General features: G+C 69.1%; 21 protein-coding genes. 15 read left to right on the plus strand and 6 right to left on the minus strand.

Annotated features, from left to right (window positions below; genetic code table 11):
• Positions 1-40 precede the first annotated feature (40 nt).
• Positions 41-649 (minus strand): 5-formyltetrahydrofolate cyclo-ligase, encoded by a 609-nt coding sequence (locus CFB34_RS24895; protein ID WP_089441220.1) that lies wholly within the window; start codon positions 647-649, stop codon positions 41-43.
• 8 nt (positions 650-657) lie between these two features.
• Between CFB34_RS24895 and CFB34_RS24900 the strand changes: the two genes are divergently transcribed.
• From CFB34_RS24900 to CFB34_RS24915, 4 genes are read left to right on the plus strand one after another with little or no spacing between them, the layout of a single operon-like run.
• On the plus strand, positions 658-2,610 hold the full coding sequence (locus tag CFB34_RS24900) for a lytic transglycosylase domain-containing protein (protein WP_089441219.1): 1,953 nt from the start codon (positions 658-660) through the stop codon (positions 2,608-2,610).
• Positions 2,611-2,667: 57 nt separating this feature from the next.
• Positions 2,668-3,627 (plus strand): complex I NDUFA9 subunit family protein, encoded by a 960-nt coding sequence (locus CFB34_RS24905; protein WP_089441218.1) that lies wholly within the window; start codon positions 2,668-2,670, stop codon positions 3,625-3,627.
• A 47-nt stretch (positions 3,628-3,674) separates the two neighbouring features.
• Positions 3,675-4,322 carry a glutathione S-transferase family protein gene (locus tag CFB34_RS24910; RefSeq protein ID WP_089441217.1) on the plus strand — a complete coding sequence of 216 codons (648 nt, stop codon included), beginning with the start codon at positions 3,675-3,677 and terminating at the stop codon, positions 4,320-4,322.
• Positions 4,319-5,560: a multifunctional CCA addition/repair protein gene (locus CFB34_RS24915; protein ID WP_089441216.1), complete on the plus strand. Its 1,242-nt coding sequence runs from the start codon at positions 4,319-4,321 to the stop codon at positions 5,558-5,560. The genes CFB34_RS24910 and CFB34_RS24915 overlap by 4 nt, the downstream gene beginning before the upstream one ends.
• Positions 5,561-5,617: 57 nt before the next feature.
• Here CFB34_RS24915 and CFB34_RS24920 read toward each other — a convergent pair whose 3' ends face one another.
• Positions 5,618-6,403 carry an XRE family transcriptional regulator gene (locus CFB34_RS24920; RefSeq protein WP_089441215.1) on the minus strand — a complete coding sequence of 262 codons (786 nt, stop codon included), beginning with the start codon at positions 6,401-6,403 and terminating at the stop codon, positions 5,618-5,620.
• A gap of 435 nt (positions 6,404-6,838) precedes the next feature.
• Between CFB34_RS24920 and CFB34_RS24925 the strand changes: the two genes are divergently transcribed.
• A complete protein-coding gene (locus tag CFB34_RS24925; protein ID WP_089441214.1) occupies positions 6,839-8,689 on the plus strand; it encodes a M24 family metallopeptidase in 1,851 nt (616 codons plus the stop codon).
• A gap of 19 nt (positions 8,690-8,708) precedes the next feature.
• Here the strand turns inward: CFB34_RS24925 and CFB34_RS24930 are convergent, their stop codons facing one another.
• The 4 genes from CFB34_RS24930 to flgA all read right to left on the minus strand — a co-directional run bounded on the left by CFB34_RS24930 (position 8,709) and on the right by flgA (position 12,470).
• Positions 8,709-10,064, minus strand: a complete 1,356-nt coding sequence (locus CFB34_RS24930; protein WP_089441213.1) for an SGNH/GDSL hydrolase family protein — start codon at positions 10,062-10,064, stop codon at positions 8,709-8,711.
• Positions 10,065-10,238: 174 nt separating this feature from the next.
• Positions 10,239-10,679 (minus strand): flagellar protein FlgN, encoded by a 441-nt coding sequence (locus CFB34_RS24935; RefSeq protein WP_089431819.1) that lies wholly within the window; start codon positions 10,677-10,679, stop codon positions 10,239-10,241.
• A gap of 71 nt (positions 10,680-10,750) precedes the next feature.
• Positions 10,751-11,080 (minus strand): flagellar biosynthesis anti-sigma factor FlgM, encoded by a 330-nt coding sequence (gene flgM / locus CFB34_RS24940; RefSeq protein ID WP_089441212.1) that lies wholly within the window; start codon positions 11,078-11,080, stop codon positions 10,751-10,753.
• 118 nt (positions 11,081-11,198) lie between these two features.
• On the minus strand, positions 11,199-12,470 hold the full coding sequence (gene flgA / locus CFB34_RS24945; RefSeq protein WP_089441211.1) for a flagellar basal body P-ring formation chaperone FlgA: 1,272 nt from the start codon (positions 12,468-12,470) through the stop codon (positions 11,199-11,201).
• A gap of 204 nt (positions 12,471-12,674) precedes the next feature.
• On the opposite strand from flgA, the gene CFB34_RS24950 reads away from it, so the two are divergent.
• The 10 genes from CFB34_RS24950 to CFB34_RS24995 all read left to right on the plus strand — a co-directional run bounded on the left by CFB34_RS24950 (position 12,675) and on the right by CFB34_RS24995 (position 21,176).
• Positions 12,675-13,163, plus strand: coding sequence for a flagellar basal body rod protein FlgB (locus CFB34_RS24950; protein ID WP_089441210.1), 489 nt, complete (start codon positions 12,675-12,677; stop codon positions 13,161-13,163).
• Positions 13,164-13,203: 40 nt separating this feature from the next.
• Positions 13,204-13,629, plus strand: a complete 426-nt coding sequence (gene flgC / locus CFB34_RS24955) for a flagellar basal body rod protein FlgC (protein WP_011353470.1) — start codon at positions 13,204-13,206, stop codon at positions 13,627-13,629.
• 55 nt (positions 13,630-13,684) lie between these two features.
• Complete coding sequence (locus tag CFB34_RS24960; protein WP_089441209.1) at positions 13,685-14,443, plus strand: flagellar hook assembly protein FlgD; 759 nt, start codon at positions 13,685-13,687, stop codon at positions 14,441-14,443.
• A 33-nt stretch (positions 14,444-14,476) separates the two neighbouring features.
• Positions 14,477-15,718 (plus strand): flagellar hook protein FlgE, encoded by a 1,242-nt coding sequence (gene flgE / locus CFB34_RS24965; RefSeq protein WP_089441208.1) that lies wholly within the window; start codon positions 14,477-14,479, stop codon positions 15,716-15,718.
• A gap of 19 nt (positions 15,719-15,737) precedes the next feature.
• Positions 15,738-16,496, plus strand: a complete 759-nt coding sequence (gene flgF, locus CFB34_RS24970; RefSeq protein WP_089426515.1) for a flagellar basal-body rod protein FlgF — start codon at positions 15,738-15,740, stop codon at positions 16,494-16,496.
• A 34-nt stretch (positions 16,497-16,530) separates the two neighbouring features.
• Entirely contained in the window at positions 16,531-17,319 is a 789-nt protein-coding gene (gene flgG / locus CFB34_RS24975) for a flagellar basal-body rod protein FlgG (RefSeq protein WP_089441207.1), read from the plus strand.
• A 20-nt stretch (positions 17,320-17,339) separates the two neighbouring features.
• Positions 17,340-18,032: a flagellar basal body L-ring protein FlgH gene (gene flgH, locus CFB34_RS24980; protein WP_089441206.1), complete on the plus strand. Its 693-nt coding sequence runs from the start codon at positions 17,340-17,342 to the stop codon at positions 18,030-18,032.
• A complete protein-coding gene (locus tag CFB34_RS24985) occupies positions 18,032-19,216 on the plus strand; it encodes a flagellar basal body P-ring protein FlgI (protein WP_179243664.1) in 1,185 nt (394 codons plus the stop codon). The genes flgH and CFB34_RS24985 overlap by 1 nt, the downstream gene beginning before the upstream one ends.
• Positions 19,217-20,200, plus strand: coding sequence for a flagellar assembly peptidoglycan hydrolase FlgJ (gene flgJ / locus CFB34_RS24990; protein WP_089441205.1), 984 nt, complete (start codon positions 19,217-19,219; stop codon positions 20,198-20,200).
• A 220-nt stretch (positions 20,201-20,420) separates the two neighbouring features.
• Entirely contained in the window at positions 20,421-21,176 is a 756-nt protein-coding gene (locus tag CFB34_RS24995) for a flagellar brake protein (protein WP_039369150.1), read from the plus strand.
• The last annotated feature ends 171 nt before the right edge of the window (positions 21,177-21,347 follow it).

The raw sequence follows: 21,347 nt of genomic DNA on the forward strand, positions 1-21,347 counted from the left end.
CGACGGGCGTGCGACGACGGGTGCGGCGCCGCCCGCCGCGTCATCCGGCGGCCGGGTACAGCGCGCCGTCGGTCACGATCCAGTGCAGCGCGAGATCGTGCGCTTCGGCCGGCAGCGCATCGACGCGGCACGCTTCGTACGCAATGCCGACGGTTACGGGCAGCGCGCTGCCCGGCCACGCGGCGAGCGTGCGGTCGTAGTAGCCGCCGCCGTAGCCGAGCCGGTAGCGCTGCAGATCGAATCCCACACAGGGAATCAGCAACAGGTCGGGCACGACGACGATTCCCGACGCCGGTTCCGGAATCCGGTGATGACCTTCGCGCATCGGCGTGTGCGCGTCCCACGCATGGAACTCGAGCGGCGTGTGCCGTTCGTCGATCACGGGCAGCGCAGCCAGCCTGCCGGCGCCGGCCGCGCACCACGCGAGCACGGCCTCGCGCGCATCGAATTCACCCGGCAGCGGCCAGTAGAACCCGACCGTGCGCGGCGCGAGCCGGTCGAGCAGCGTGCGCAGCCGCGCGTCGAGCGCGGCGTTCGCGGCGGGTTGCGACGCGGCGTTGCGACGCGCGCCGGACAGCGTTTTGCGTAGCGCAACCTTCGGGTTCGGCACAGGGTTGCGTGCTATGCTTTCGCTCACTTCGTGCTCCATTCAAAACGATGTCGAACAGCCTTTTCCGAGTATATCGCGCGGTGGCGCTCACACTTTCGGCCGCCGCGCTCGTCGCGGGTACGGCTGCGTGCGCCGCACCGAACGACGATACGGTCGCCGGGGACGACCAGACCTTCGTGCAGCTTCGTGAAGCCGCGCGTCGCAACGACGCCGCGAAAGCCGCGCAGCTCGCGTCGATGATCCCGAACTATCCGGTACCGTCCTACGTCGAGTATTTCCAGATCAAGCCGCAGCTGTTCGATTCGACGGGCCGCGCGCGCGTGGACGCGCCGGACGCGCCCGTGCAGTCGTTCCTGCAGCGCTACGACGGCCAGGCGATCGCCGACCGCCTGCGCAACGACTACCTGCTCGTGCTCGGCGCGCGCCACGACTGGCGCAACTTCGACGAGCAATACAAGCGCTTCGTGCTCGACGACGACACGCAGGTCAAGTGCTATGCGCTCGAATCGCGCGCGGCGCGCGGCGAGAACGTCGCCGAAGCGGCGCGTGCGCTGCTCGTCGAGCCGAAGAACTACGGCGACGCGTGCGTCGACCTGATCACCGCGCTCACGGTCAACCAGCAGTTCACGAGCGACGACGTGTGGCAGCAGGCGCGCCTCGCGTACGAGCAGAACTACACGACGCTCGGCGGCAAGATCGTCGATGCGCTCGGCCCGCGCCCGGTCGGCTTCGACCAGGCGACGAGCGCGCCGCCGCTGTACCTCGCGCGCGGCGTCGGCTCCGACGCAACCTCGCACCAGCTCGCACTGATCGCGCTCAGCCGCATGGCGCGCAACGATCCGGACGCCGCCGCCGGGATGCTGACCACGGTCGCGCCGTCGCTGACCAAGCAGGAGCAGGCGATCGCGTGGGGCGCGATCGGCTACCAGGGCGCGATCAAGCGCTCGCCGCTCGCGTCGGTCTGGTACGCGAAGTCGACGAATGCGCCGCTGTCGAACCCGGGCTACGAATGGCGCACGCGCGCCGCGCTGCTCGCCGGCAACTGGCCGATGGTGCGCTGGTCGATCGAGCAGATGCCGCCGTCGCTGCGCAACGATCCGGCCTGGATCTACTGGCATGCGCGCGCGCTCAAGCAGAGCGGCGACACGCTGCAGGCGAACCAGGAATTCGAGCAGGTCGCGGGCCAGTTCAACTTCTACGGGCAGCTCGCCGGCGAAGAGCTCGGCCAGCGCACGACGATCCCGCCGCGCACGAAGGTGAGCGACGCCGAGATCGACGCGATGAGCAAGATTCCGGGCTTCGCGCTCGCGCAGCGTTTCTACGCGCTGAACCTGCGCCTCGAAGGCAACCGCGAATGGAACTGGCCGCTGCGCGGGATGACCGATCGCCAGCTGCTGGCCGCGGCCGAATACGGCAAGCGCGTCGAGCTGCTCGACCGTACGGTCAACACGGCCGACCGCACGAAGGCCGAGCACGACTTCACGCTGCGCTACCCGTCGCCGTACCGCAACATCGTCGAGCGCTATGCGCAATCGACGGGCCTCGACATCGAATGGGCGTACGGGCTGATCCGCCAGGAATCGCGCTTCATCATCAGCGCGCGTTCGTCGGTGGGCGCGGGCGGCCTGATGCAGCTGATGCCGGCCACCGCGCAGATGGTCGCGAAGAAGCTCGGCATGGGCACGATTTCGCGCGCGCAGATGCACGACATCGATACCAACATCCAGCTCGGCACCTGGTATCTGGCGGACATCTACAACAACTTCGACAGCTCGCCGGTGCTCGCCACGGCCGGCTACAACGCGGGCCCGGGCCGGCCGCGCCAGTGGCGCCAGGTGTTGACGCAGCCGGTCGAAGGCGCGATCTTCGCAGAAACGATTCCGTTCAACGAGACGCGCGACTACGTGAAGAACGTGCTGTCGAACACCGTCTATTACGCGGCGCTCTTCGAGGGCAAGCCGCAGTCGTTGAAGAAACGTCTAGGCATGATCTCGCCCTGATACGCAATCTTCACACTGCCGCGCGAGACGCGGCAGTGTTCTTTTGAGGCTCACGACATGGATCGCCAGACCGTTGCGCTGCTGGGCGGCACCGGCTTCATCGGCAGCCGGCTCGTCAATGCACTGATCGAATCCGGCAAGCAGGTACGGATCGGCACGCGCCGGCGCGACCACGCGCGCCACCTGCAGATGCTGCCGGTCGAAATCGTCGAGCTCGACGCGCTCGACACGCGCACGCTCGCGCGCTTCGTCGCCGGTGCGCACGCGGCGATCAACCTGGTCGGCGTGCTGCACGGCGGCCGCGGCACGCCGTACGGGCCCGGCTTCGAGCGCGCGCACGTCACGCTGCCGGCCGCGCTCGCCACCGCCTGCACCGAGGTGGGCGTGCAGCGCGTGCTGCACATGAGCGCGCTCGGCGCCGATTCGCACGGCCCGAGCATGTACCAGCGCTCGAAGGGCGACGGCGAGGCCGCGCTGCATGCGATCGCGGCGACCGATTCGCTCGCGCTGACGATCTTCCGCCCGTCGGTCGTGTTCGGCCCCGGCGATGCGTTCCTCAACACGTTCGCGAACCTGCAGCGCTCGGTGCCCGTGCTGCCGCTCGCGATGCCCGACGCGCGCTTCCAGCCGGTGTTCGTCGGCGATGTCGTGCGCGCGTTCGTCAACACGCTCGATCTCGCGGCCGCACACGGCAAGACCTACGAACTCGGCGGCCCGACCGTCTACACGCTCGAGCAGCTGGTGCGCTATTGCGGCACGCTGGTCGGCCGGCAGGCACGCATCGTGCGGCTGCCCGACGCGCTCGCGCGGCTGCAGGCAAGCGTGTTCGAATGCCTGCCCGGCGAGCCCGTGCTCACGCGCGACAATCTCGCGACGATGTCGGTGCCGAACGTGCTCGCGGGGCCGCTCGCGCCGGAACTCGGGATCTCGCCCGCGAGTCTCGAAAGCATCGCGCCCGCGTATCTCGGCCAGGCCGCGCAGCGCTCCCGGTTCGACTGGTTCCGCTCGCGCCGCTAGGCCGGCAGCGTCTTCCTTTTCACTTTCGCGTTTTCCGGATCACCGTCATGAAACTCGTCATTGGAGACAAGAACTACTCGTCATGGTCGATGCGCCCGTGGCTGCTGCTCGCGCATTTCGGCATCCCGTTCGACGAGATCGCGATCGAGCTGCGCCACGATGACACGGCCGCGCGCATCCGCGAGTATTCGCCGTCCGGCAAGGTGCCGTGCCTGATCGACGACCACGGCGTCGCGATCTGGGATTCGCTCGCGATCGCCGAGACGCTCGCCGAACGCTATCCGCAGTTTCCGATGTGGCCGGCCGATCCGCTCGAGCGCGCGCATGCGCGCTGCGTCGCGGCCGAGATGCATTCGGGCTTCGCGGCGCTGCGCACGCAGATGGGCATGAACGTGCGCGCGTCGATGCCGGGGCGCGGCGCCACACCCGACGCGCTCGCCGATGTCGCGCGCATCGATGCGCTGTGGAGCGCGTGTCTCGAGGCATCGGGCGGGCCGTTCCTGTTCGGCGAATTCGGCATCGCCGACGCGATGTACGCGCCCGTCGTGATGCGTTTCAACACGTACGCGCCGGGCCTGTCGCCGGAAGCGGCCGGCTATGCGGCGCGCGTGACGGCGCTGCCGGCCGTGCAGCGCTGGATCGATGCCGCGCGCCGCGAAACGAACGTGATCGCCGAATACGAGCCGCAGCCATGAACATCTACGCAGTAGGCGGCGCCATCCGCGACGAACTGCTCGGCGTGCCCGTGCAGGACCGCGACTACGTGGTGGTGGGCGCGACCCCCGAGCAGATGGCCGCGCAGGGGTTCCGGCCGGTCGGCAAGGATTTCCCGGTATTCCTGCATCCGCGCACGCAGGAGGAGTACGCGCTCGCGCGCACCGAGCGCAAGACGGCGGCCGGCTATCACGGCTTCCAGTTCCACTACGCGCCGGACGTGACGCTCGACGAGGATCTCGCGCGGCGCGACCTGACGATCAACGCGATGGCGCGCGAGGTGAGCCCGGAGGGCGACCTGGTCGGGCCCGTGATCGATCCGTTCGACGGTCAGGCCGACCTGCGCGCGCGCGTGTTCCGGCACGTGAGCGACGCGTTCGTCGAGGATCCGGTGCGGATCCTGCGCATCGCGCGCTTCGCCGCGCGGTTCGCGGATTTCACGGTCGCGGACGAAACGCTCGCGCTGATGCGGCGGATGGTCGACGCGGGCGAGGTCGACGCGCTCGTGCCCGAGCGCGTGTGGCAGGAAATCGCGCGCGGGCTGATGGAAGCGAAGCCGTCGCGGATGTTCGCGGTGCTGCGCGAGTGCGGCGCGCTCGCGCGCATCCTGCCCGAGGTCGATGCGTTGTGGGGCGTGCCGCAGCGCGCCGACTACCACCCGGAGGTCGACACGGGCGTGCACGTGATGATGGTCGTCGACTATGCGGCGAAGCAGGGGTATTCGCTGCCGGTGCGCTTCGCGGCGCTCACGCACGATCTCGGCAAGGCGACGACGCCCGCCGACGTGCTGCCGCGCCACGTTGGCCATGAAGGCCGCAGCGTCGACCTGCTCAAGCCGTTGTGCGAGCGGTTGCGCGTGCCGAACGAATGCCGCGATCTCGCGCTGGTCGTCGCGCGCGAGCACGGCAACCTGCATCGCGTGATGGAGATGGGCGCGGCCGCGCTGGTGCGGCTGTTCGAGCGCAGCGACGCGCTGCGCAAGCCGGCGCGTTTCGCCGAGATGCTGCAGGCGTGCGAATCGGATGCGCGCGGGCGGCTCGGGCTCGACACCCAGCCGTATCCGCAGGCCGAGCGGCTGCGCGTCGCGCTCGCGGCCGCGCGCAGCGTCGATGCCGGTGCAATCGCGCGCGGCATCGGCAACGATACGGAGAAGATCAAGGACGCCGTGCATCGCGCACGGATCGCGGCCGTCGCGCAGGCGCTCGAGATCGGGGAATAGGGGCGGCGGATAGGGCCGGCGGGAAGCGCGCGCCTTGCGTCCGCCGCCCGGCAACCGTTACGACTTCTTCTTGCGTGCCGGCTTCGCGGCCGCCGGGCGTTTGCCGGCGGATGCGCGCGGCTTGGCCGCGGCCTTCTTGTCCTTTCCCGCCGCGCCGGCGTCGCGCTCGCGCTCCGCCCGCTTGGGCGCCGGCCCACGGCGGCTCGCGCGCGGCTCCCCCGGTGTCGCACGTGCGGCGGGCGCCGCTTTCCCGACGTCCATCGTCGCCGACACGAACCCGGCGCCACGGTCGTCGAACAGCGGCAGCGTGCCGACCGCGATCACCTCGGCCGGCCCGTCGCCCACGTTGGCGACCCGATGCCGCTTGCGCGCGTCGAAGTGCAGCGAGTCGCCGGGCGACAGCGGGTAATCCTTCTTGCCGACCGTGTAGCAGATCCGGCCGGCCAGCACGTACACGAATTCGTCGCCGCCGTGCGCGACCCATTCCGAGCGGTAGCCTTCCATCATCTGCACCTTGAGCGCATTGATCTGGCTGCCGTCGAACGTGGTGGAAAGGCGTTCGTACCACTGCGACCTGGCGTCGAGCGCGTACGGCTTGCGGCGGCCCTCGTACGAATCGGGCTGGGCCTGGCGCGGCTGGTCGATCAGCGCGCCGAGCGGCACGCCGAGCGCCTTCGCGACGTTGACGAGCGACGACAGCGAGATGCCCGTGAGGTGGCGCTCGACCTGGGACAGGAACCCGACCGACAGCTTCGCCTCGGTCGCGACTTCCAGCAGCGTCTTCTTCGCTTCCCGGCGCAGGCGGCGAATGCGCTGGCCGATACGCATGATGTCTGAATCCATGAATCTCTTTCGTGACAACGAGTCGGGAGGCGAGCGGACGGGCGGTGCAGTCGCCGGACGGTGATTTCCGCGCCTCGCACGAAGCACGGCCGTCGGGACGGCGATGCCGGCGCATTGTACCGCGCCGTGTCGCCGGGCGAATTCATGTGGCGTTGTGCCGGGATACGCAGGTGCCGCGCCGATTTTAGCCCTACGAAAATTTTAGCTTGACCTCAATTTCGGCGTGTTCTAGATTCTGTCGCGCGTATCAAAAAAAGTTAAGTGGGACGAAAATTTTTTCAAGGACTGCTGCCGGAACGGCACGGCGGTCCGGCGCCGTGCCGCGCCGGGCCGAACGTCCACTTGCAGCGGCGCCGTGCCGCATCAGGCCTGCCTCGGGCCTGCACTCCGCTGCGTCACCGCCGGCCGCCGACAACAATGCATAACGGGCTTCCGATGATCGATCGACTGAAATACAGCTTCTCCGGCCTTCCCCCGTACGACGCATCCGTCGTCGACACGCAGGCGGGCCTGTCGCGCCTGCTCGACGCGGCGCGGCTCGACGCGGTGCTGGTCACGTCGCAGGACGAATACGTGACCGAGTACCTGCCGCTCGCCAACAATCCGCGCTATGCGGTGTCGGGTTTCGACGGCTCGGCCGGCTGCGGGATCTTCCTGAGCGCGGCGACCGCGCAGGCGCTCGATCTGCCCCCGTTCGTGCTGTTCGTCGATGGCCGCTATCACCTGCAGGCCGAGCAGCAGTGCGATCCGGCGCGCGTGCGCATCGAGAAGCTCGGGATGAACGTGACGATCTGGCAGGCGATGGCCGACTGGCTGGTCGCGCACGGCAGCCGGCTCGCGCGGGTCGGCTACGACGCGCGGCGGATCAGCGTCGCGCAGCGCGATCGGCTGTTCGAACGGACGCAGGCCGCGACGCTCGACTGGACGAGCCTCGTCGACCGGGAGATCGATCGCGCGATCGCGCTGCCGGGCTGGGTCGTCGAGCGGCCGATCTTCGACGTGCCGGAATCGGCGACCGGCCTGAGCGTCGCGCAGAACCTCGACACGCTGAACCGCCAGCTCGCCGCGCATACCGGCGCGCCGGACGGCAAGACCGCGTTCTTCACCTGCGCGTCGGACGACCTCGCCTATTTGCTGAACAGCCGCGGCTATCACATTCCGAATGCGTCGTCGCACCTCGGCTTCCTGTTCGTGGTCGGCGGCGAGGTGGCGTTGTTCCTGCCGGAAGGCTGCGACCGCTGCGAGGTCGCGCTCGCGTCGTATCCGGCGCTGCACGTGATCCGGCGCGATGTCGCGGCGCTCGAACGCTTTCTCGCGCAGTTCGACGTCGAGCACGTGTGCTACGGCTTCGAATCGGTGAACTGCGCGCTCGTCGACGCGGTGAAGCGGGTGTGGCCGCACGCGCGGCAGGCCGACTTCAACCCGGTCGAGGCGATGCGGGCCAGCAAGACGCCGGCGGTGCTCGACCGGTTCCGCGACGCGTTCGCGCGCAGTTCCGAGGCGATCGCCGAGACGATGCGCTGGGCGAAGGCCGGCGAGCCGGGCGCGCGCCACACCGAATACGATCTGGCGCGCAGGATCAACGACGCGTACGGCGCACGCTCGGCGGTGGCGCTGACGTTTCCGTCGATCGCGGCGAACGGCGCGAACAGCGCGTTCGCGCATTACACGGCGGCGAGCGCCGACGTCGAGCTGACGGAGGGCGAACTCGTGCTGCTCGACAGCGGCGCGTACTACGAAGCCGGCTTCGCGACGGACTGCACCCGTGTGGTGCTGCGCCGGACCCGGCCGGAAACGGTCGCGCAGCCGTGGCAGCGCGAGATCTACACGGTCGCGCTGAAGGCCTGCATCAAGGGGCTCGTCACGCGCTTCCCGAGCGACGCAAAGGGCGGCGACGTCGATGCGCTCGTGCGGCAGGTGTGCCGCGACCACGGCCACGATTTCGGCCACGGCACCGGGCACGGCGTCGGGATTCACGTGCACGAGGGCGGCGTGCGGTTCGCGCCGGGCGCGCAGTACGGGCTCGTGCCGAATGCGGTGATTTCGGTCGAGCCGGGCATCTACGTGCCGGGCAAGGGCGGTGTACGGATCGAGAACATCGTGATCATCCGCCGGGACGACGCGCAGCCGGACACCGTCACGTTCGAGAACATCGTGACGGTCGGCTACGACTGGGACCTGATCGATCTCGACCTGCTGGACGACGACGAGCGCGCGTACTTGCGCGACTACGAGCGGCTGTGCGTGGAGCGCGGCACGCAGGTCACCGCGTGTCCGCTGCTGTAGGCACGGCCGGGCGCGCCGCTCAGTTCAGCAGGCGTGCGCGCACGAACGGCGCGATCCGCTCGGCGAGCCACGCGTGCGTGCGCGTGGTCGGGTGCAGCGTGTCCCAGAACACGAAGCGCGCCGGATCGCGGCAGTCCGCACGCGGCGTCTGCGCGCTCAGGTAGGTGAGCGACGTCGGCTTCGGGATGTCGAGGCATGAACGCTTCGCGTCGTCGAAGCCGTACTGGGCCGGGTGGCTCAGCAGGTCGTCGAACAGCGCATACGCATCGAACACCTCGAGCCGCAGCGTCGCGCCGTAGCGGGCGCGCAGCGCGGCGGCCGCGTCCGCGAGGCGCTGGTTGTAGTCCTTCACCTGCGCGGCGACGCTCGCGGTGTCGCTGCGGGTCGCGAACACCGGCGCGCGCGAGACGTCCGGCAGCGTGACGAGCATGATCCGCGTCGCGCCGGCCGCGGCAAGCCGCTCGAGGCTGTCGCGCACCGCATTCGCCGCCTGCTCGGGCGAGCGCCCGTAGTTCACCAGGTCGTTGCCACCCGCGAACACCGCGAACAGCGTGTTGGCGGGCCGGTAGTCCGGCGCGCGATCCATGTATTCGCGCCACGAGTCGATCTGCTGCACGAGGCCCGGCACGACGAGGTACTGGTCGGTCGCCGCACCGCCGATCGCCCAGTTGTAGAGCGGCAGCCGCAGCGTGTTGGCGAGATATTCGGCCCACACCGGGCCGTTGCTGAAGCGCCCCGCATTCCAGCTCGTGCCGTTCGGCAGCTTCCACTGGCTCGCGTTGAACATGTTCTGCGTGTCGGACAGGCTGTCGCCGAACACGATCAGCTTGTTGACGCGCGCGTCCTGCTGCGCGGCGTCGATGGTCCACACCGTGTAGTTGAACGACAGCGCGTTGTTCGCCGCGACCGCCTGCACGAGCTCGGTCGTGATGCCTTTCGCGGCCAGCGTCTGGCGGCACACGTCGGCGAGCGTGTCCTGCGGCGTCGTGCTGTAGAACATGTTCTTCCACTGCGTGATGCCGTCCGCCCACCAGTAGCCGGACACGCGATACCAGTCGCCGCCGGCCGGGTTGCGCGCCCATTCGTAGGTCGCGGCCGGCTTCAGCGGGTCCGCGTCGAGCCGGTACCAGCAGCGCAGGTATGTGTAGGTGTCCGATCCGCGGCGGGACGCGCGCGGCGTGGCGCCGGGCGGGCTCGATACAGCCGGCGGCACGACGTCAGGGCCGGCCGGCGACAGCGACATGTCGCCCGTCGGCGTGGGCAGCGGCGCGGGGCCGGCGGCGTGGGCGGCGGGGAGCGTCAACGCGGCGCCCAGCGTGGCGACAGCGCAAACGGCAGCGACGCGAGATGAAAACGGAATGCGGACAGTTGGCATGCGGCCCTCTTCTGATTGTTGTGACGGGACGGCGCGCGGCTGCGCGACCGTGTATCGGAAGGGACCGTGGGTGCCGGGCTCGGGCCCGGTCTGTCGAAACGTGACGTGCCGCGAACGGCGGGGAAGGTACGGTGGCGGCGCGGCCGCCGATCAGTCAGTCAGGCAGTCAGTGCTTCAGCGCGTGAGGGCCGACACGCGGCCGTCGGCGCCATAGATGCCGGCCGGCGCGGGCGCCGAGCGCAGTACCGCGAGCGCGCGCTCGTTGTAGTCCATGCGGATCCGGATCAGCATCCCGTTGTTCGCGTTGGCCTGGCGCGCACGTTCGGCGGACTGCTGCAGCAACTGCCAGCGGCCGGCGAGGCGGGCATCGCGCTCGGCGGCCTGGTCCATCCCCTTCTTGCCGGCCGGAAAGCCGAGTGCGGAAAGCTGGGTGTCGCGCGTGCGTTCGAGCTGCGCGAGCCGGTCGATCAGCTCGCTTTTCTTCTCGACGATCCCGGGCAGCATCTCGAGCGGCTGCGCCATCGTCAGCGCCTTTTCCTCGTACGCGAGCAGGGACGCGAACGCCTCGACCGTCGCGTGTTCGTCATTGACCGTGGCCAGCAGCTCTTCTCTCATCGCGTCATGCTCGTCGCGCCGGCGCGGGAGCGCCGGCAAACCGGGGGGGGGCGGGCCTCGCGAGGCCCGCTTCAGTTACCCGGGCGCTGCTGCTGCAGCAGCTCTCGGGCGGTATTCAATACGCCGTCGGCGATCTTGTTCGCGTCGATCGTCAGCGTGCCGTTGTTCAGCGCATCCTTGATCGACTGGACCAGGCCCGTGTCGATATCGCCGTTGCCGGACGCGGTTACCGAGCGCAACCGCCCGGACAGCCCCGACAGGTTCACGCTCGGGTCGCCGCCGGTCGACCCCGCATCGGCCGCCTGCGCGGACGAGGACGAGGCCGCGCCGGATTGCGCACGGGTCGCGCCGTTGCCGGTCGGCGCCAGGGGGCTCGGGTTCGGAGTGGAATCGATCTTCACGATGGGTTTCCTGTTCGGTTTGACCCAGATAACGGCCGGGTCGGCCCGAACTTTAGCATCGCGAGCCCGAAATGCCCCGAATAAACAATTCTTTACATTCTTGCCGGCAGATCCGTCCCTATAGCGGAATTTCCACGGTGCCGGCGTCCTTGACGATCGCCGTGACGATCTGGCCCGCCGCCATCCGCACCCGTACCGACTGGCCGGGCGCGGCATTCGCCAGCGCGCTGCCCTCGGCCGAAATCGTGAAGCCGGGCCCGGCCGCGACCACCCGCACCGTCTGGCCGGCCGACACCGACGCCGCGCTCTTCAGCAGGTCCTGCCGCAGCGGCAGCCCGGCCGAGATGCGCGCGAGCGCGGTCGCGCCGATCGCCTGCGCCGGATCGGTGATCACCGCGAGCGGCAGCACCGTCAGGTCGCCGTCGCGGGCGACCAGGTCGGCTGCGGAAAGCGGCTCGCCGGGCGCGATCTGGCGCGCGGCGACATAGTAGGTGGCCTGCACGGTGACTTTCGCCTGCAGGTAGACGGTCCACGGCCGCTCGCCCGCGCAGCGCACGCCGACCGTCGTGCGGCCCCACAGGCGCGCGCCGGTCGGCATGAACGGTTCGAGCGTCGTGCACGCGGCGAGCCCGCGCGGAAACGCGGTCGTGACCGTCGTGGTGGTCTTGCCGGGCAGGCCCGCGACCTGCTGCTGCAGGAACGCGAGGGCCGTGCGGCGGATCGACTCGGGATCCTGCTGGCCGGGCGGCGTCGCGGGCTGGGCCGCGGTGGCGGCATTGGCGGCATTCGCCGCCGGCGCCGGGTTCGCGGAAACCGGGACGGCGCGCGGCGCCGATGCGGCTGACGCGGCGCGGGCCGCCGCCAGGCGCGCGGCCATGGCCGGCTGCGGGGTCGGCCGTGCGGAATTCGATGCGGGTTCGGCCGTGCCGGCGACGACCGTCGCGATCGCGTTCGGATCGGCGGCGCGCGGCGCGCCATATCCGGTTCCGGCGTTCATGCGGGCGGCTGCGTAGACGGGGCGCGGCGCTGCGGCTGGCATAGGAGCCGGCGGCGGGACGGTCGTCACGACCATCGTGCCGGCCGGTTGCGCCGCGTAGCCGGCGCCGGACGCGCCGGCGGCGGCACCCGTGCCCGCGCCGCTCGCGGCACGACCCGTGTCCGGCGCCAGGCCCGAACCCGGCGCCGTCGCCGCATTCCCGCCGCTTGCCGCATTGGCATGCGCGAGCGCGGTTTCGGCCGTCTCGCCGCGCCCCGGAATCACGATCATCGCGTCGTCCGCGTGCGCGGCCGGGGCGGCGATCCACAGCGCCGCGATGAGCGCGAACGGCGCAAACGCACGCCGGACGTGCGTGAGCCGCCCGTTCCTTCCGCGAAGTGCGCTGCCAGTCATCGCCGTATCCCCGATCCGTTGCTCCGCTTCGCATTCTAGGGAGCGGGGCGGTCGCGCAAACGATGAATAGAGGGGGCCTTTGCCGCGTTATTCGCCCGATTGCCGGTTGCGTCGGACGCCTACCATCGCTGTCATGGAAAAAAGCCTCTCGCGTCGCCATCCGGCATGAGGGGCGTGCAGCGCTTCATACGGAGAGACGCACACATGCTGGACAAACTCGATGCGGAATTCGCGTTCGGCCGACAGGCGCTGGACGTGCGCGCCTACCGGCAGGAACTGCTGTCGTCGAACATCGCGAACTCCGACACGCCCGGCTACCAGGCCCGCGACGTCGATTTCGCGTCGACGCTCGCGCGCTCGCTGAAGCAGGCGGGCGGCGGCCTCGCGCCGAGCAACGCGGCGCAACTGCCGATGGTCCAGCCGGCCGGCGTGACGAACGGGATGTCGATGGTGTCGACGGCGGCGGGCCACATGGCCGGCACCGCGAAGCTGATCCCGACGGGCGGCCCGTCGGACGACTACGGCCGCGCGCAGTACCGGATGCCGCTGCAGCCGTCGCTCGACGGCAACACGGTCGATCTCGACGTCGAGCGCGTGCAGTTCGCGAACAACGCGCTGCACTACCAGACCGGGATGACCGTGATGACCCAGCAGATCAAGGCGATGATCGCCGCGATCACGTCGAACCAGTGACGGCGCGCACCGCCGCCGAATCCGAGCAAAAGGAGCTTCCATGCCTTCGTTGATGAACATCTTCGGCGTCGCCGGCTCGGCGCTGTCCGCACAGTCGCAGCGCCTGAACGTCACCGCGTCGAACCTCGCGAACGCCGACAGCGCGACCGGCCCCGACGGCAAGCCGTACAAGGCCAAGCAGGTCGTGTTCGCGACCGACCCGATCGGCGGCGCGCGCACCGCGTCCGGCCAGGGCGTGGGCGGCGTGCGCGTGACGAAGGTGATGGACGACCCGTCGCCGATGAAGTCGACCTACGACCCGTCGAACCCGGCAGCCGATTCGAACGGCTACGTGCAGATGCCGAACGTCGACCCGGTGCAGGAGATGGTGAACATGATTTCGGCATCGCGCTCGTACCAGGCCAACGTCGAGACGCTGAACACCGCGAAGACGCTGATGCTCAAGACGCTGACGATCGGCTCGTAAGCCGCGCGTCGCCCGATCTTACCGACCCGACAGTTCCGACAGAAGGCCACCCAGGATGACTTCCTCCAGCACGACGATCGGCAGCAACGGCACCAACGTGTCGACGCTGCCGACCGACACGATGAACACCAACAACGTGTCGTCGACCAACGGCACGTCGGCGAGCGACCTGCAGGCGACGTTCCTGAAGCTGCTCGTCACGCAGCTGCAGAACCAGGATCCGACCAGCCCGGTCGACAGCTCGCAGATGACGTCGCAGCTCGCGCAGATCAACACGGTGAGCGGCATCGCGCAGCTGAACACGTCGCTCACGTCGTTGTCCTCGCAGCTCACGGCGGGCCAGCAGACGCAGGCCGCGCTGCTGATCGGCACGAACGTGCTCGCGCCGGGCAACGCGGTCGCGGTGAAGAGCGGCGCGGCGTCGCCGTTCGGCGTGTCGCTCGCGAGTTCGGTGTCGAACCTGACGATCACCGTGAAGAACGCGGCGGGCACCGTGGTGAACACGATCAACGCGGGCGCGCAGTCGGCCGGCACCGTGCCGTTCAACTGGACGCCGACCGACGCGGCGGGCAACGCACTGCCGGACGGCAAGTACACCGTCAGCGCGTCGTACACCGACAGCAACGGCACGCCGCAGCCGGCCACGACGCTCGCGGCGTCGACCGTGCAGAGCGTGATCAAGCAGGCGGACGGCACGGCGGGGCTCGTGCTGTCGAACGGCACGACCGTGGGGCTGACCCAGGTCGCGTCGATTTTCCCGAACACCACGTCGTCCGCGTCGAATTCGTCCGGCAGCGGCACCTCCTCCAACTGATACTGATCGAGCAATCTCGAAACGGAGACCGAAATGGGTTATCAACAGGGTCTGAGCGGCCTCGCGGGTGCATCGAACGCGCTCGACGTGATCGGCAACAACATCGCGAACGCGAACACGGTCGGCTTCAAGTCGAGCACCGCGCAGTTCGCCGACATGTATGCGAACTCGGTCGCGACGTCGACCAACACGCAGATCGGTATCGGCACGTCGCTGAACGCCGTGCAGCAGAACTTCGGCCAGGGCACGATCAACACGACGAGCTCGTCGCTCGACGTCGCGATCAACGGCAACGGCTTCTTCCAGATGTCGAACAACGGCGTGACGACCTACTCGCGCGACGGCACGTTCCAGCGCGACAAGAACGGCTTCATCGTCGATTCGCAAGGCCGTAACCTGATGGGCTATGCGGCCAACGCGGGCGGCGTGATCAACACCGCGCAGACCGTGCCGCTGCAGGCGCCGACGACCAACATCGCGCCGACCGCGACGACCAAGATCGGCGCGCAGTTCAACCTGAATTCGCAGGACGCGGTGCCGGCCAAGACGCCGTTCAGCGCGACAGACAACACGACCTACAACTACTCGACGTCGATCCAGGTGTACGACTCGCTCGGCGGTTCGCAGGCGGTCAACATGTACTTCGTGAAGTCGGCGGCCGGCACGTGGGAAGCGTACGCGGGCGTGCAGGGCGGCGCCACGACGGATCTCGGCACGGTCACGTTCGACGCGTCGGGCGCGATCAAGAGCACGACCACGGGCACGCCGCCCACGCCGACCGCGTCGGTCGGCCAGTTCCAGTTCACGGTGCCGAACACCGATGGCTCGGCGACGCCGCAGAACCTCACGCTCGACCTGACCGGCACGACGCAGTACGGCGGCAAGAACGGCGTGAACAACCTCACGCAGGACGGCTACGCGAGCGGCACGCTGACGACCTACACGATCGGCACCGACGGCAAGCTGACCGGCAACTACTCGAACGGCCAGACCGCCGTGCTCGGCCAGATCGCGCTCGCGAACTTCAACAACCCGAACGGGCTGGTGAGTCTCGGCGGCAACCAGTACGCGGAAAGCTCCGCGTCGGGCGTGCCGCAGATCTCGGCGCCGGGCAGCACGAACCACGGCAAGCTGCAGGGCAGCGCGCTGGAAAACTCGAACGTCGACCTCACGTCGCAGCTCGTCAACCTGATCACCGCGCAGCGCAACTACCAGGCGAACGCGCAGACGATCAAGACGCAGCAGGCTGTCGACCAGACGATCATCAACCTGTAAGCGCGGATAACGGGCAGCCATGGACCGACTGATCTACACGGCGATGACGGGTGCGTCGCAGTCGCTCGACCAGCAGGCGGTGGTCGCGAACAACCTCGCGAACGCGTCGACGACGGGCTTTCGCGCGCAGCTCGCGACGTATCGCGCGGTGCCGATGAATTTCGGCGACGGCAGCACGAGCGACCCGACGACGACGCGCACCTACGTGCTCGCGTCGACGCCGGGCGCCGACTACACGCCGGGTCCGATCACGCGCACCGGCAACCCGCTCGACGTCGCCGTGCAGGGCGCGGGCTGGCTGGCGGTGCAGGCGGCCGACGGCAGCGAGGCGTACACGCGCGCCGGCAACCTGCACGTCGACGAGAACGGCCAGCTCGTCAACGCGAGCAACCTGCCGGTGGTCGGCAACGGCGGCCCGATCTCGGTGCCGCCGAACGCGGAAGTGACGATCGGCAAGGACGGCACGATTTCCGCGCTGATGCCGGGCGACCCGCCGACGGCGGTCGCGATCGTCGACCAGATGAAGCTCGTGAACCCCGACCCGGCCACGCTCACGCGCGGCAACGACGGGCTGTTCCGCACCGCCGACGGCAATCCGGCCGACGCCGACCCGAACGTGGTCGTCACGCCGAATTCGCTCGAAGGCAGCAACGTCAACCCGGTGACCGCGATGGTCGCGATGATCGACAACGCGCGTGCGTTCCAGCTGCAGTCGAAGCTGATCCAGACGGCCGACCAGAACGAGCAGACGGCGAACCAGCTGCTCAATTTCAGCTGAGCGCCCGCGCCAGCCTACGCAGGAGACCTGATAAATGAACCGTTCGCTCTACATCGCCGCCACCGGCATGAATGCGCAGCAGGCGCAGATGGACGTGATTTCGAACAACCTCGCGAACACCAGCACGAACGGCTTCAAGGCGTCGCGCGCGGTGTTCGAGGATCTGCTGTACCAGACCATCCGCCAGCCGGGCGCGAACTCGACGCAGCAGACGGAACTGCCGTCGGGCCTGCAGCTCGGCACCGGCGTGCAGCAGGTCGCGACCGAGCGCCGGTACACGCAGGGCGGCCTCACGCAGACCGGCAACGCGAAGGACGTCGCGATCAACGGCGCGGGCTTCTTCCAGGTGCTGATGCCGGACGGTACGAACGCGTACACGCGCGACGGCGCGTTCCAGACCAACGCGCAGGGCCAGCTCGTCACGTCGAGCGGCTACCAGATCCTGCCGGCGATCACGATCCCGCAGAACGCGACGTCGCTGACGATCGGCAAGGACGGCGTCGTGACGGTCACGCAGGCGGGCTCGACCAATTCGGTGCAGATCGGCTCGCTGCAGGTCGCGACCTTCATCAACCCGGCCGGCCTCGAGGCGCGCGGCGAGAACCTGTTCTCCGAGACGACGTCGTCGGGCGCGCCGAACGTGTCGCAACCGGGGCTGAACGGCGCGGGCACGCTCAACCAGAACTACGTCGAAGCGTCCAACGTGAACGTCGTGCAGGAGCTCGTCAACATGATCCAGACGCAGCGTGCCTACGAGATCAACAGCAAGGCCGTGACGACGTCCGACCAGATGCTGCAGACCGTCACGCAGATGAAGAGCTAACCGGAACACCCGTCGTCGCCATGAAGCAGGTTCGCCTCCTCCCGTCAGCCACCGTCCGCGCCGCATGCGCGGTCGCGGTGGCGGCGCTCGCCGCCGGCTGCGCGCAGATTCCGCGCGATCCGATCATCCAGCAGCCGATGACGGCGCAGCCGCCGACGCCGATGTCGATGCAGGCGCCCGGCTCGATCTACAACCCCGGCTACGCGGGGCGGCCGCTCTTCGAGGATCAGCGTCCGCGCAACGTCGGCGACATCCTGACGATCATGATCGCGGAGAACATCAACGCGACCAAGTCGTCGGGCGCGAACACGAACCGGCAGGGCAATACCGACTTCAACGTGCCGACGGCCGGCTTCCTCGGCGGGCTGTTCGCGAAGGCGAACCTGTCGGCGACCGGCAACAACAAGTTCGCGGCGACCGGCGGCGCGAGCGCGGCGAACACGTTCAACGGCACGATCACGGTGACCGTCACCAACGTGCTGCCGAACGGCAACCTCGTGGTCAGCGGCGAGAAGCAGATGCTGATCAACCAGGGCAACGAATTCGTGCGCTTCTCGGGTGTCGTCAACCCGAACACGATCTCGGGCGCGAACTCCGTCTACTCGACGCAGGTCGCCGACGCGAAGATCGAATACTCGGCGAAGGGCTACATCAACGAAGCCGAGACGATGGGCTGGCTGCAGCGCTTCTTCCTCAACATCGCGCCGTGGTGATGACGATGCAGAAGACGCTTCTCGACCGCCTGTCTGCCCGCGTGCACGCCGCCGCGCGGCTCGCCGTCGCGCTCGTGGCGATGGCCTGCGCATTCGGCGCGGCGCCCGCGCACGCGGAACGCCTGAAGGATCTCGCGCAGATCCAGGGCGTGCGCGACAACCCGCTGATCGGCTATGGCCTCGTCGTCGGCCTCGACGGCACGGGCGACCAGACGATGCAGACGCCGTTCACCACGCAGACGCTCGCGAACATGCTCGCGAACCTCGGCATCTCGATCAACAACGGGTCGGCCAACGGCGGTGCGTCGCAGCTGAGCAACATGCAGCTGAAGAACGTCGCGGCCGTGATGGTGACCGCCACGCTGCCGCCGTTCGCGCGGCCGGGCGAGGCGCTCGACGTCACGGTGTCGTCGCTCGGCAACGCGAAGAGCCTGCGCGGCGGCACGCTGCTGCTGACGCCGCTGAAAGGCGCGGACGGCCAGGTCTATGCGCTCGCGCAGGGCAACATGGCGGTCGGCGGCGCCGGCGCCAGCGCGAACGGCAGCCGCGTGCAGGTGAACCAGCTCGCGGCCGGCCGGATCGTCGGCGGCGCGATCGTCGAGCGTTCGGTGCCGAACGCGATCGCGCAGATGAACGGCGTGCTGCAGCTGCAACTGAACGACATGGACTACGGCACCGCGCAGCGGATCGTGTCCGCGGTCAACTCGAGCTTCGGCCCGGGCACCGCGACGGCGCTCGACGGGCGCACGATCCAGCTCGCCGCGCCGGCCGATTCGGCGCAGCAGGTCGCGTTCATGGCGCGGCTGCAGAACCTCGACGTCAGCCCGGACAAGGCCGCGGCGAAGGTGATCCTGAACGCGCGCACCGGCTCGATCGTGATGAACCAGATGGTCACGCTGCAGAGCTGCGCGGTCGCGCACGGCAACCTGTCGGTCGTCGTCAACACGCAGCCGGTGGTGTCGCAGCCGGGGCCGTTCTCGAACGGGCAGACGGTGGTGGCGCAGCAGTCGCAGATCCAGCTGAAGCAGGACAACGGCGCGCTGAAAATGGTGACGGCCGGCGCGAATCTCGCCGACGTCGTGAAGGCGCTGAACACGCTTGGCGCGACGCCCGCGGACCTGATGTCGATCCTGCAGGCGATGAAGGCCGCCGGCGCGCTGCGCGCCGACCTGGAGATCATCTAAATGGCAGCCAGTCTCCCGAACGCGAACGACCTCACGCAGCGCTTTGCGCTCGACGTGCAGGGTTTCGACGCCCTGCGCGAGCAGGCCAGGCAATCGCCGCGGGCCGGCGCGAAGGCGGTCGCCGGCCAGTTCGACGCGATGTTCACGCAGATGATGCTCAAGAGCATGCGCGACGCATCGCCCGACGGCGGGCTGTTCGATTCGCATACGTCGAAGATGTACACGTCGATGCTCGACCAGCAGCTCGCGCAGCAGATGTCGACGCGCGGGATCGGCGTGGCCGACGCGCTGATGAAGCAGCTGCTGCGCAATGCGGGGCAGGGCGCGGGCAGCGACACGGCAGCCGGCGTCGGCGCGGCCGGGCCGGGCGCGGACGGTTTCGGCGCGTCCGGCAACGAAGGCGGCCTCGCCGCGATGAACGCGATGGCGAAGGCCTACGCGAACTCGGCCAACAACGGCGGGCTCGCCGGCACGCGCGGCTATTCGGCCGGCAGCGCGCTGACGCCGCCGCTGAAGGGCGCGAGCGGCGTGCAGGACGCCGACGCGTTCGTCGACCGGCTCGCAGGCCCCGCGCAGGCGGCCAGCGCATCGACCGGCATCCCGGCGCGCTTCATCGTCGGCCAGGCCGCGCTCGAATCGGGCTGGGGCAAGCGTGAAATCCGCGCGACCGACGGCTCGACGAGCTACAACGTGTTCGGCATCAAGGCGACCAAGGGCTGGACCGGCCGCACGGTGTCGGCGCTGACCACGGAGTACGTGAACGGCACGCCGCGCCGCGTGGTCGCGAAATTCCGCGCGTACGATTCGTATGAGCACGCGATGACCGATTACGCGAACCTGCTGAAGAACAACCCGCGCTACTCGGGCGTGCTGAGCGCGAGCCGCAGCGTCGAAGGCTTCGCGCACGGGATGCAGAAGGCCGGCTACGCGACCGACCCGAACTACGCGAAAAAGCTGATCTCGATCATGCAGCAGATCGGCTGACGGCCCCCGTCGGCTCCCGCCTGTTGCACCCTCTGGACCGCGCCCGGCCGCCCGCCGCGCGCGGTTTCAACGTTTGCGCGAAAAAAATCCCCAATTCGATCTAAACTTTCGGTCAGCACTGCCGCTAAGTGTGAGAGACCTGCGACCGGGCCCCCGTTCTGGCCCGGTTTTATTGCGCACCGGTTGCCCGGGCGCCCATGACAAGAATGACCGGCTAGCCATGAATATCGAAACGTCGACGGACCCCAGCCTGGATGCAGGCCACTCCGGGCCCGACTATGCCCGCCGCAATCCGCTGGAAATCGGCGTGCAGCTGCGCAACCTCGTCAACCGCGGCGATTTCCTGACCGTCCAGTACCCGGGCGGCCAGCTCGTCACGCGCCTGCTCGAGGTGGATGTCGGCGCGCGGACGTTTACGTTCGACTGGGGTGCGCTGGCGGAGCAGAACGCCGGCATCCTCGGCGCGTCGCACTGCACGTTCGCGGCCGCGCCGGAGGGCGTGCGCGTCGAATTCTCCACGGGCACGCCGCGCGAGACGCGCTACGAGGGGCTGCCCGCGTTCGTCGCCGATTTCCCCGACGTGCTGATGTGCATCCAGCGGCGTGAATATTTCCGCGTCGATGCGCCGATCGTCGATCCGTTCCTGTGCCGCGGCAAGCTGCCGGACGGCGAAAGCTTCCTGTTCGAGGTGCACAACCTGTCGCTCGGCGGCGTGGGGCTGCGCACGGCCGACGAACGCGTCGAGGCGCTCGAGGTCGGCACGCTGCTGCCCGACGTCGAGCTCGAGCTGACCGGCCACGGCAAGCTGTCGCTCGACCTGCAGCTCGTGTCGCAGCGTTCGACGCAGATGCCGAACGGGTCGCGGCGCTTCCAGCTCGGCTTCCGCTATATGTCGCTGCCGGGCAGCGCGGAAAACACGCTGCAGCGGCTGATCACGCAGCTCGAGATGAAGCGCCGCTCGCTCGCGCGGGCCTGACGCGCAAGCGGCGGCCGGCCCCGCCCGGGGCGGCCCGCACGGTGTTTGCGGCCGCTTGGCCGCACGCCTGAACCGGCGACGCGCACGTGCGCGTCGCGCGCGCATTTTTTCCTCAATTTTTTCGATCGGCGGCCGTTATACCGGGAGTCACGCAACCCGGCGGCCGCGACG

Source organism: Burkholderia sp. HI4860 (assembly GCF_002223045.2).
Classification (GTDB): Bacteria; Pseudomonadota; Gammaproteobacteria; order Burkholderiales; family Burkholderiaceae; genus Burkholderia.

Excerpts from the sequence above, each read along its gene's own strand:
- CFB34_RS24895 (WP_089441220.1), bottom strand. The coding sequence starts at position 649 with ATGGAGCACGAAGTGAGCGAAAGCATAGCACGCAACCCTGTGCCGAAC.
- CFB34_RS24900 (WP_089441219.1), top strand. The coding sequence starts at position 658 with ATGTCGAACAGCCTTTTCCGAGTATATCGCGCGGTGGCGCTCACACTT.
- CFB34_RS24905 (WP_089441218.1), top strand. The coding sequence starts at position 2,668 with ATGGATCGCCAGACCGTTGCGCTGCTGGGCGGCACCGGCTTCATCGGC.
- CFB34_RS24910 (WP_089441217.1), top strand. The coding sequence starts at position 3,675 with ATGAAACTCGTCATTGGAGACAAGAACTACTCGTCATGGTCGATGCGC.
- CFB34_RS24915 (WP_089441216.1), top strand. The coding sequence starts at position 4,319 with ATGAACATCTACGCAGTAGGCGGCGCCATCCGCGACGAACTGCTCGGC.
- CFB34_RS24920 (WP_089441215.1), bottom strand. The coding sequence starts at position 6,403 with ATGGATTCAGACATCATGCGTATCGGCCAGCGCATTCGCCGCCTGCGC.
- CFB34_RS24925 (WP_089441214.1), top strand. The coding sequence starts at position 6,839 with ATGATCGATCGACTGAAATACAGCTTCTCCGGCCTTCCCCCGTACGAC.
- CFB34_RS24930 (WP_089441213.1), bottom strand. The coding sequence starts at position 10,064 with ATGCCAACTGTCCGCATTCCGTTTTCATCTCGCGTCGCTGCCGTTTGC.
- CFB34_RS24935 (WP_089431819.1), bottom strand. The coding sequence starts at position 10,679 with ATGAGAGAAGAGCTGCTGGCCACGGTCAATGACGAACACGCGACGGTC.
- flgA (WP_089441211.1), bottom strand. The coding sequence starts at position 12,470 with ATGACTGGCAGCGCACTTCGCGGAAGGAACGGGCGGCTCACGCACGTC.
- CFB34_RS24950 (WP_089441210.1), top strand. The coding sequence starts at position 12,675 with ATGCTGGACAAACTCGATGCGGAATTCGCGTTCGGCCGACAGGCGCTG.
- flgC (WP_011353470.1), top strand. The coding sequence starts at position 13,204 with ATGCCTTCGTTGATGAACATCTTCGGCGTCGCCGGCTCGGCGCTGTCC.
- CFB34_RS24960 (WP_089441209.1), top strand. The coding sequence starts at position 13,685 with ATGACTTCCTCCAGCACGACGATCGGCAGCAACGGCACCAACGTGTCG.
- flgE (WP_089441208.1), top strand. The coding sequence starts at position 14,477 with ATGGGTTATCAACAGGGTCTGAGCGGCCTCGCGGGTGCATCGAACGCG.
- flgF (WP_089426515.1), top strand. The coding sequence starts at position 15,738 with ATGGACCGACTGATCTACACGGCGATGACGGGTGCGTCGCAGTCGCTC.
- flgG (WP_089441207.1), top strand. The coding sequence starts at position 16,531 with ATGAACCGTTCGCTCTACATCGCCGCCACCGGCATGAATGCGCAGCAG.
- flgH (WP_089441206.1), top strand. The coding sequence starts at position 17,340 with ATGAAGCAGGTTCGCCTCCTCCCGTCAGCCACCGTCCGCGCCGCATGC.
- CFB34_RS24985 (WP_179243664.1), top strand. The coding sequence starts at position 18,032 with ATGACGATGCAGAAGACGCTTCTCGACCGCCTGTCTGCCCGCGTGCAC.
- flgJ (WP_089441205.1), top strand. The coding sequence starts at position 19,217 with ATGGCAGCCAGTCTCCCGAACGCGAACGACCTCACGCAGCGCTTTGCG.
- CFB34_RS24995 (WP_039369150.1), top strand. The coding sequence starts at position 20,421 with ATGAATATCGAAACGTCGACGGACCCCAGCCTGGATGCAGGCCACTCC.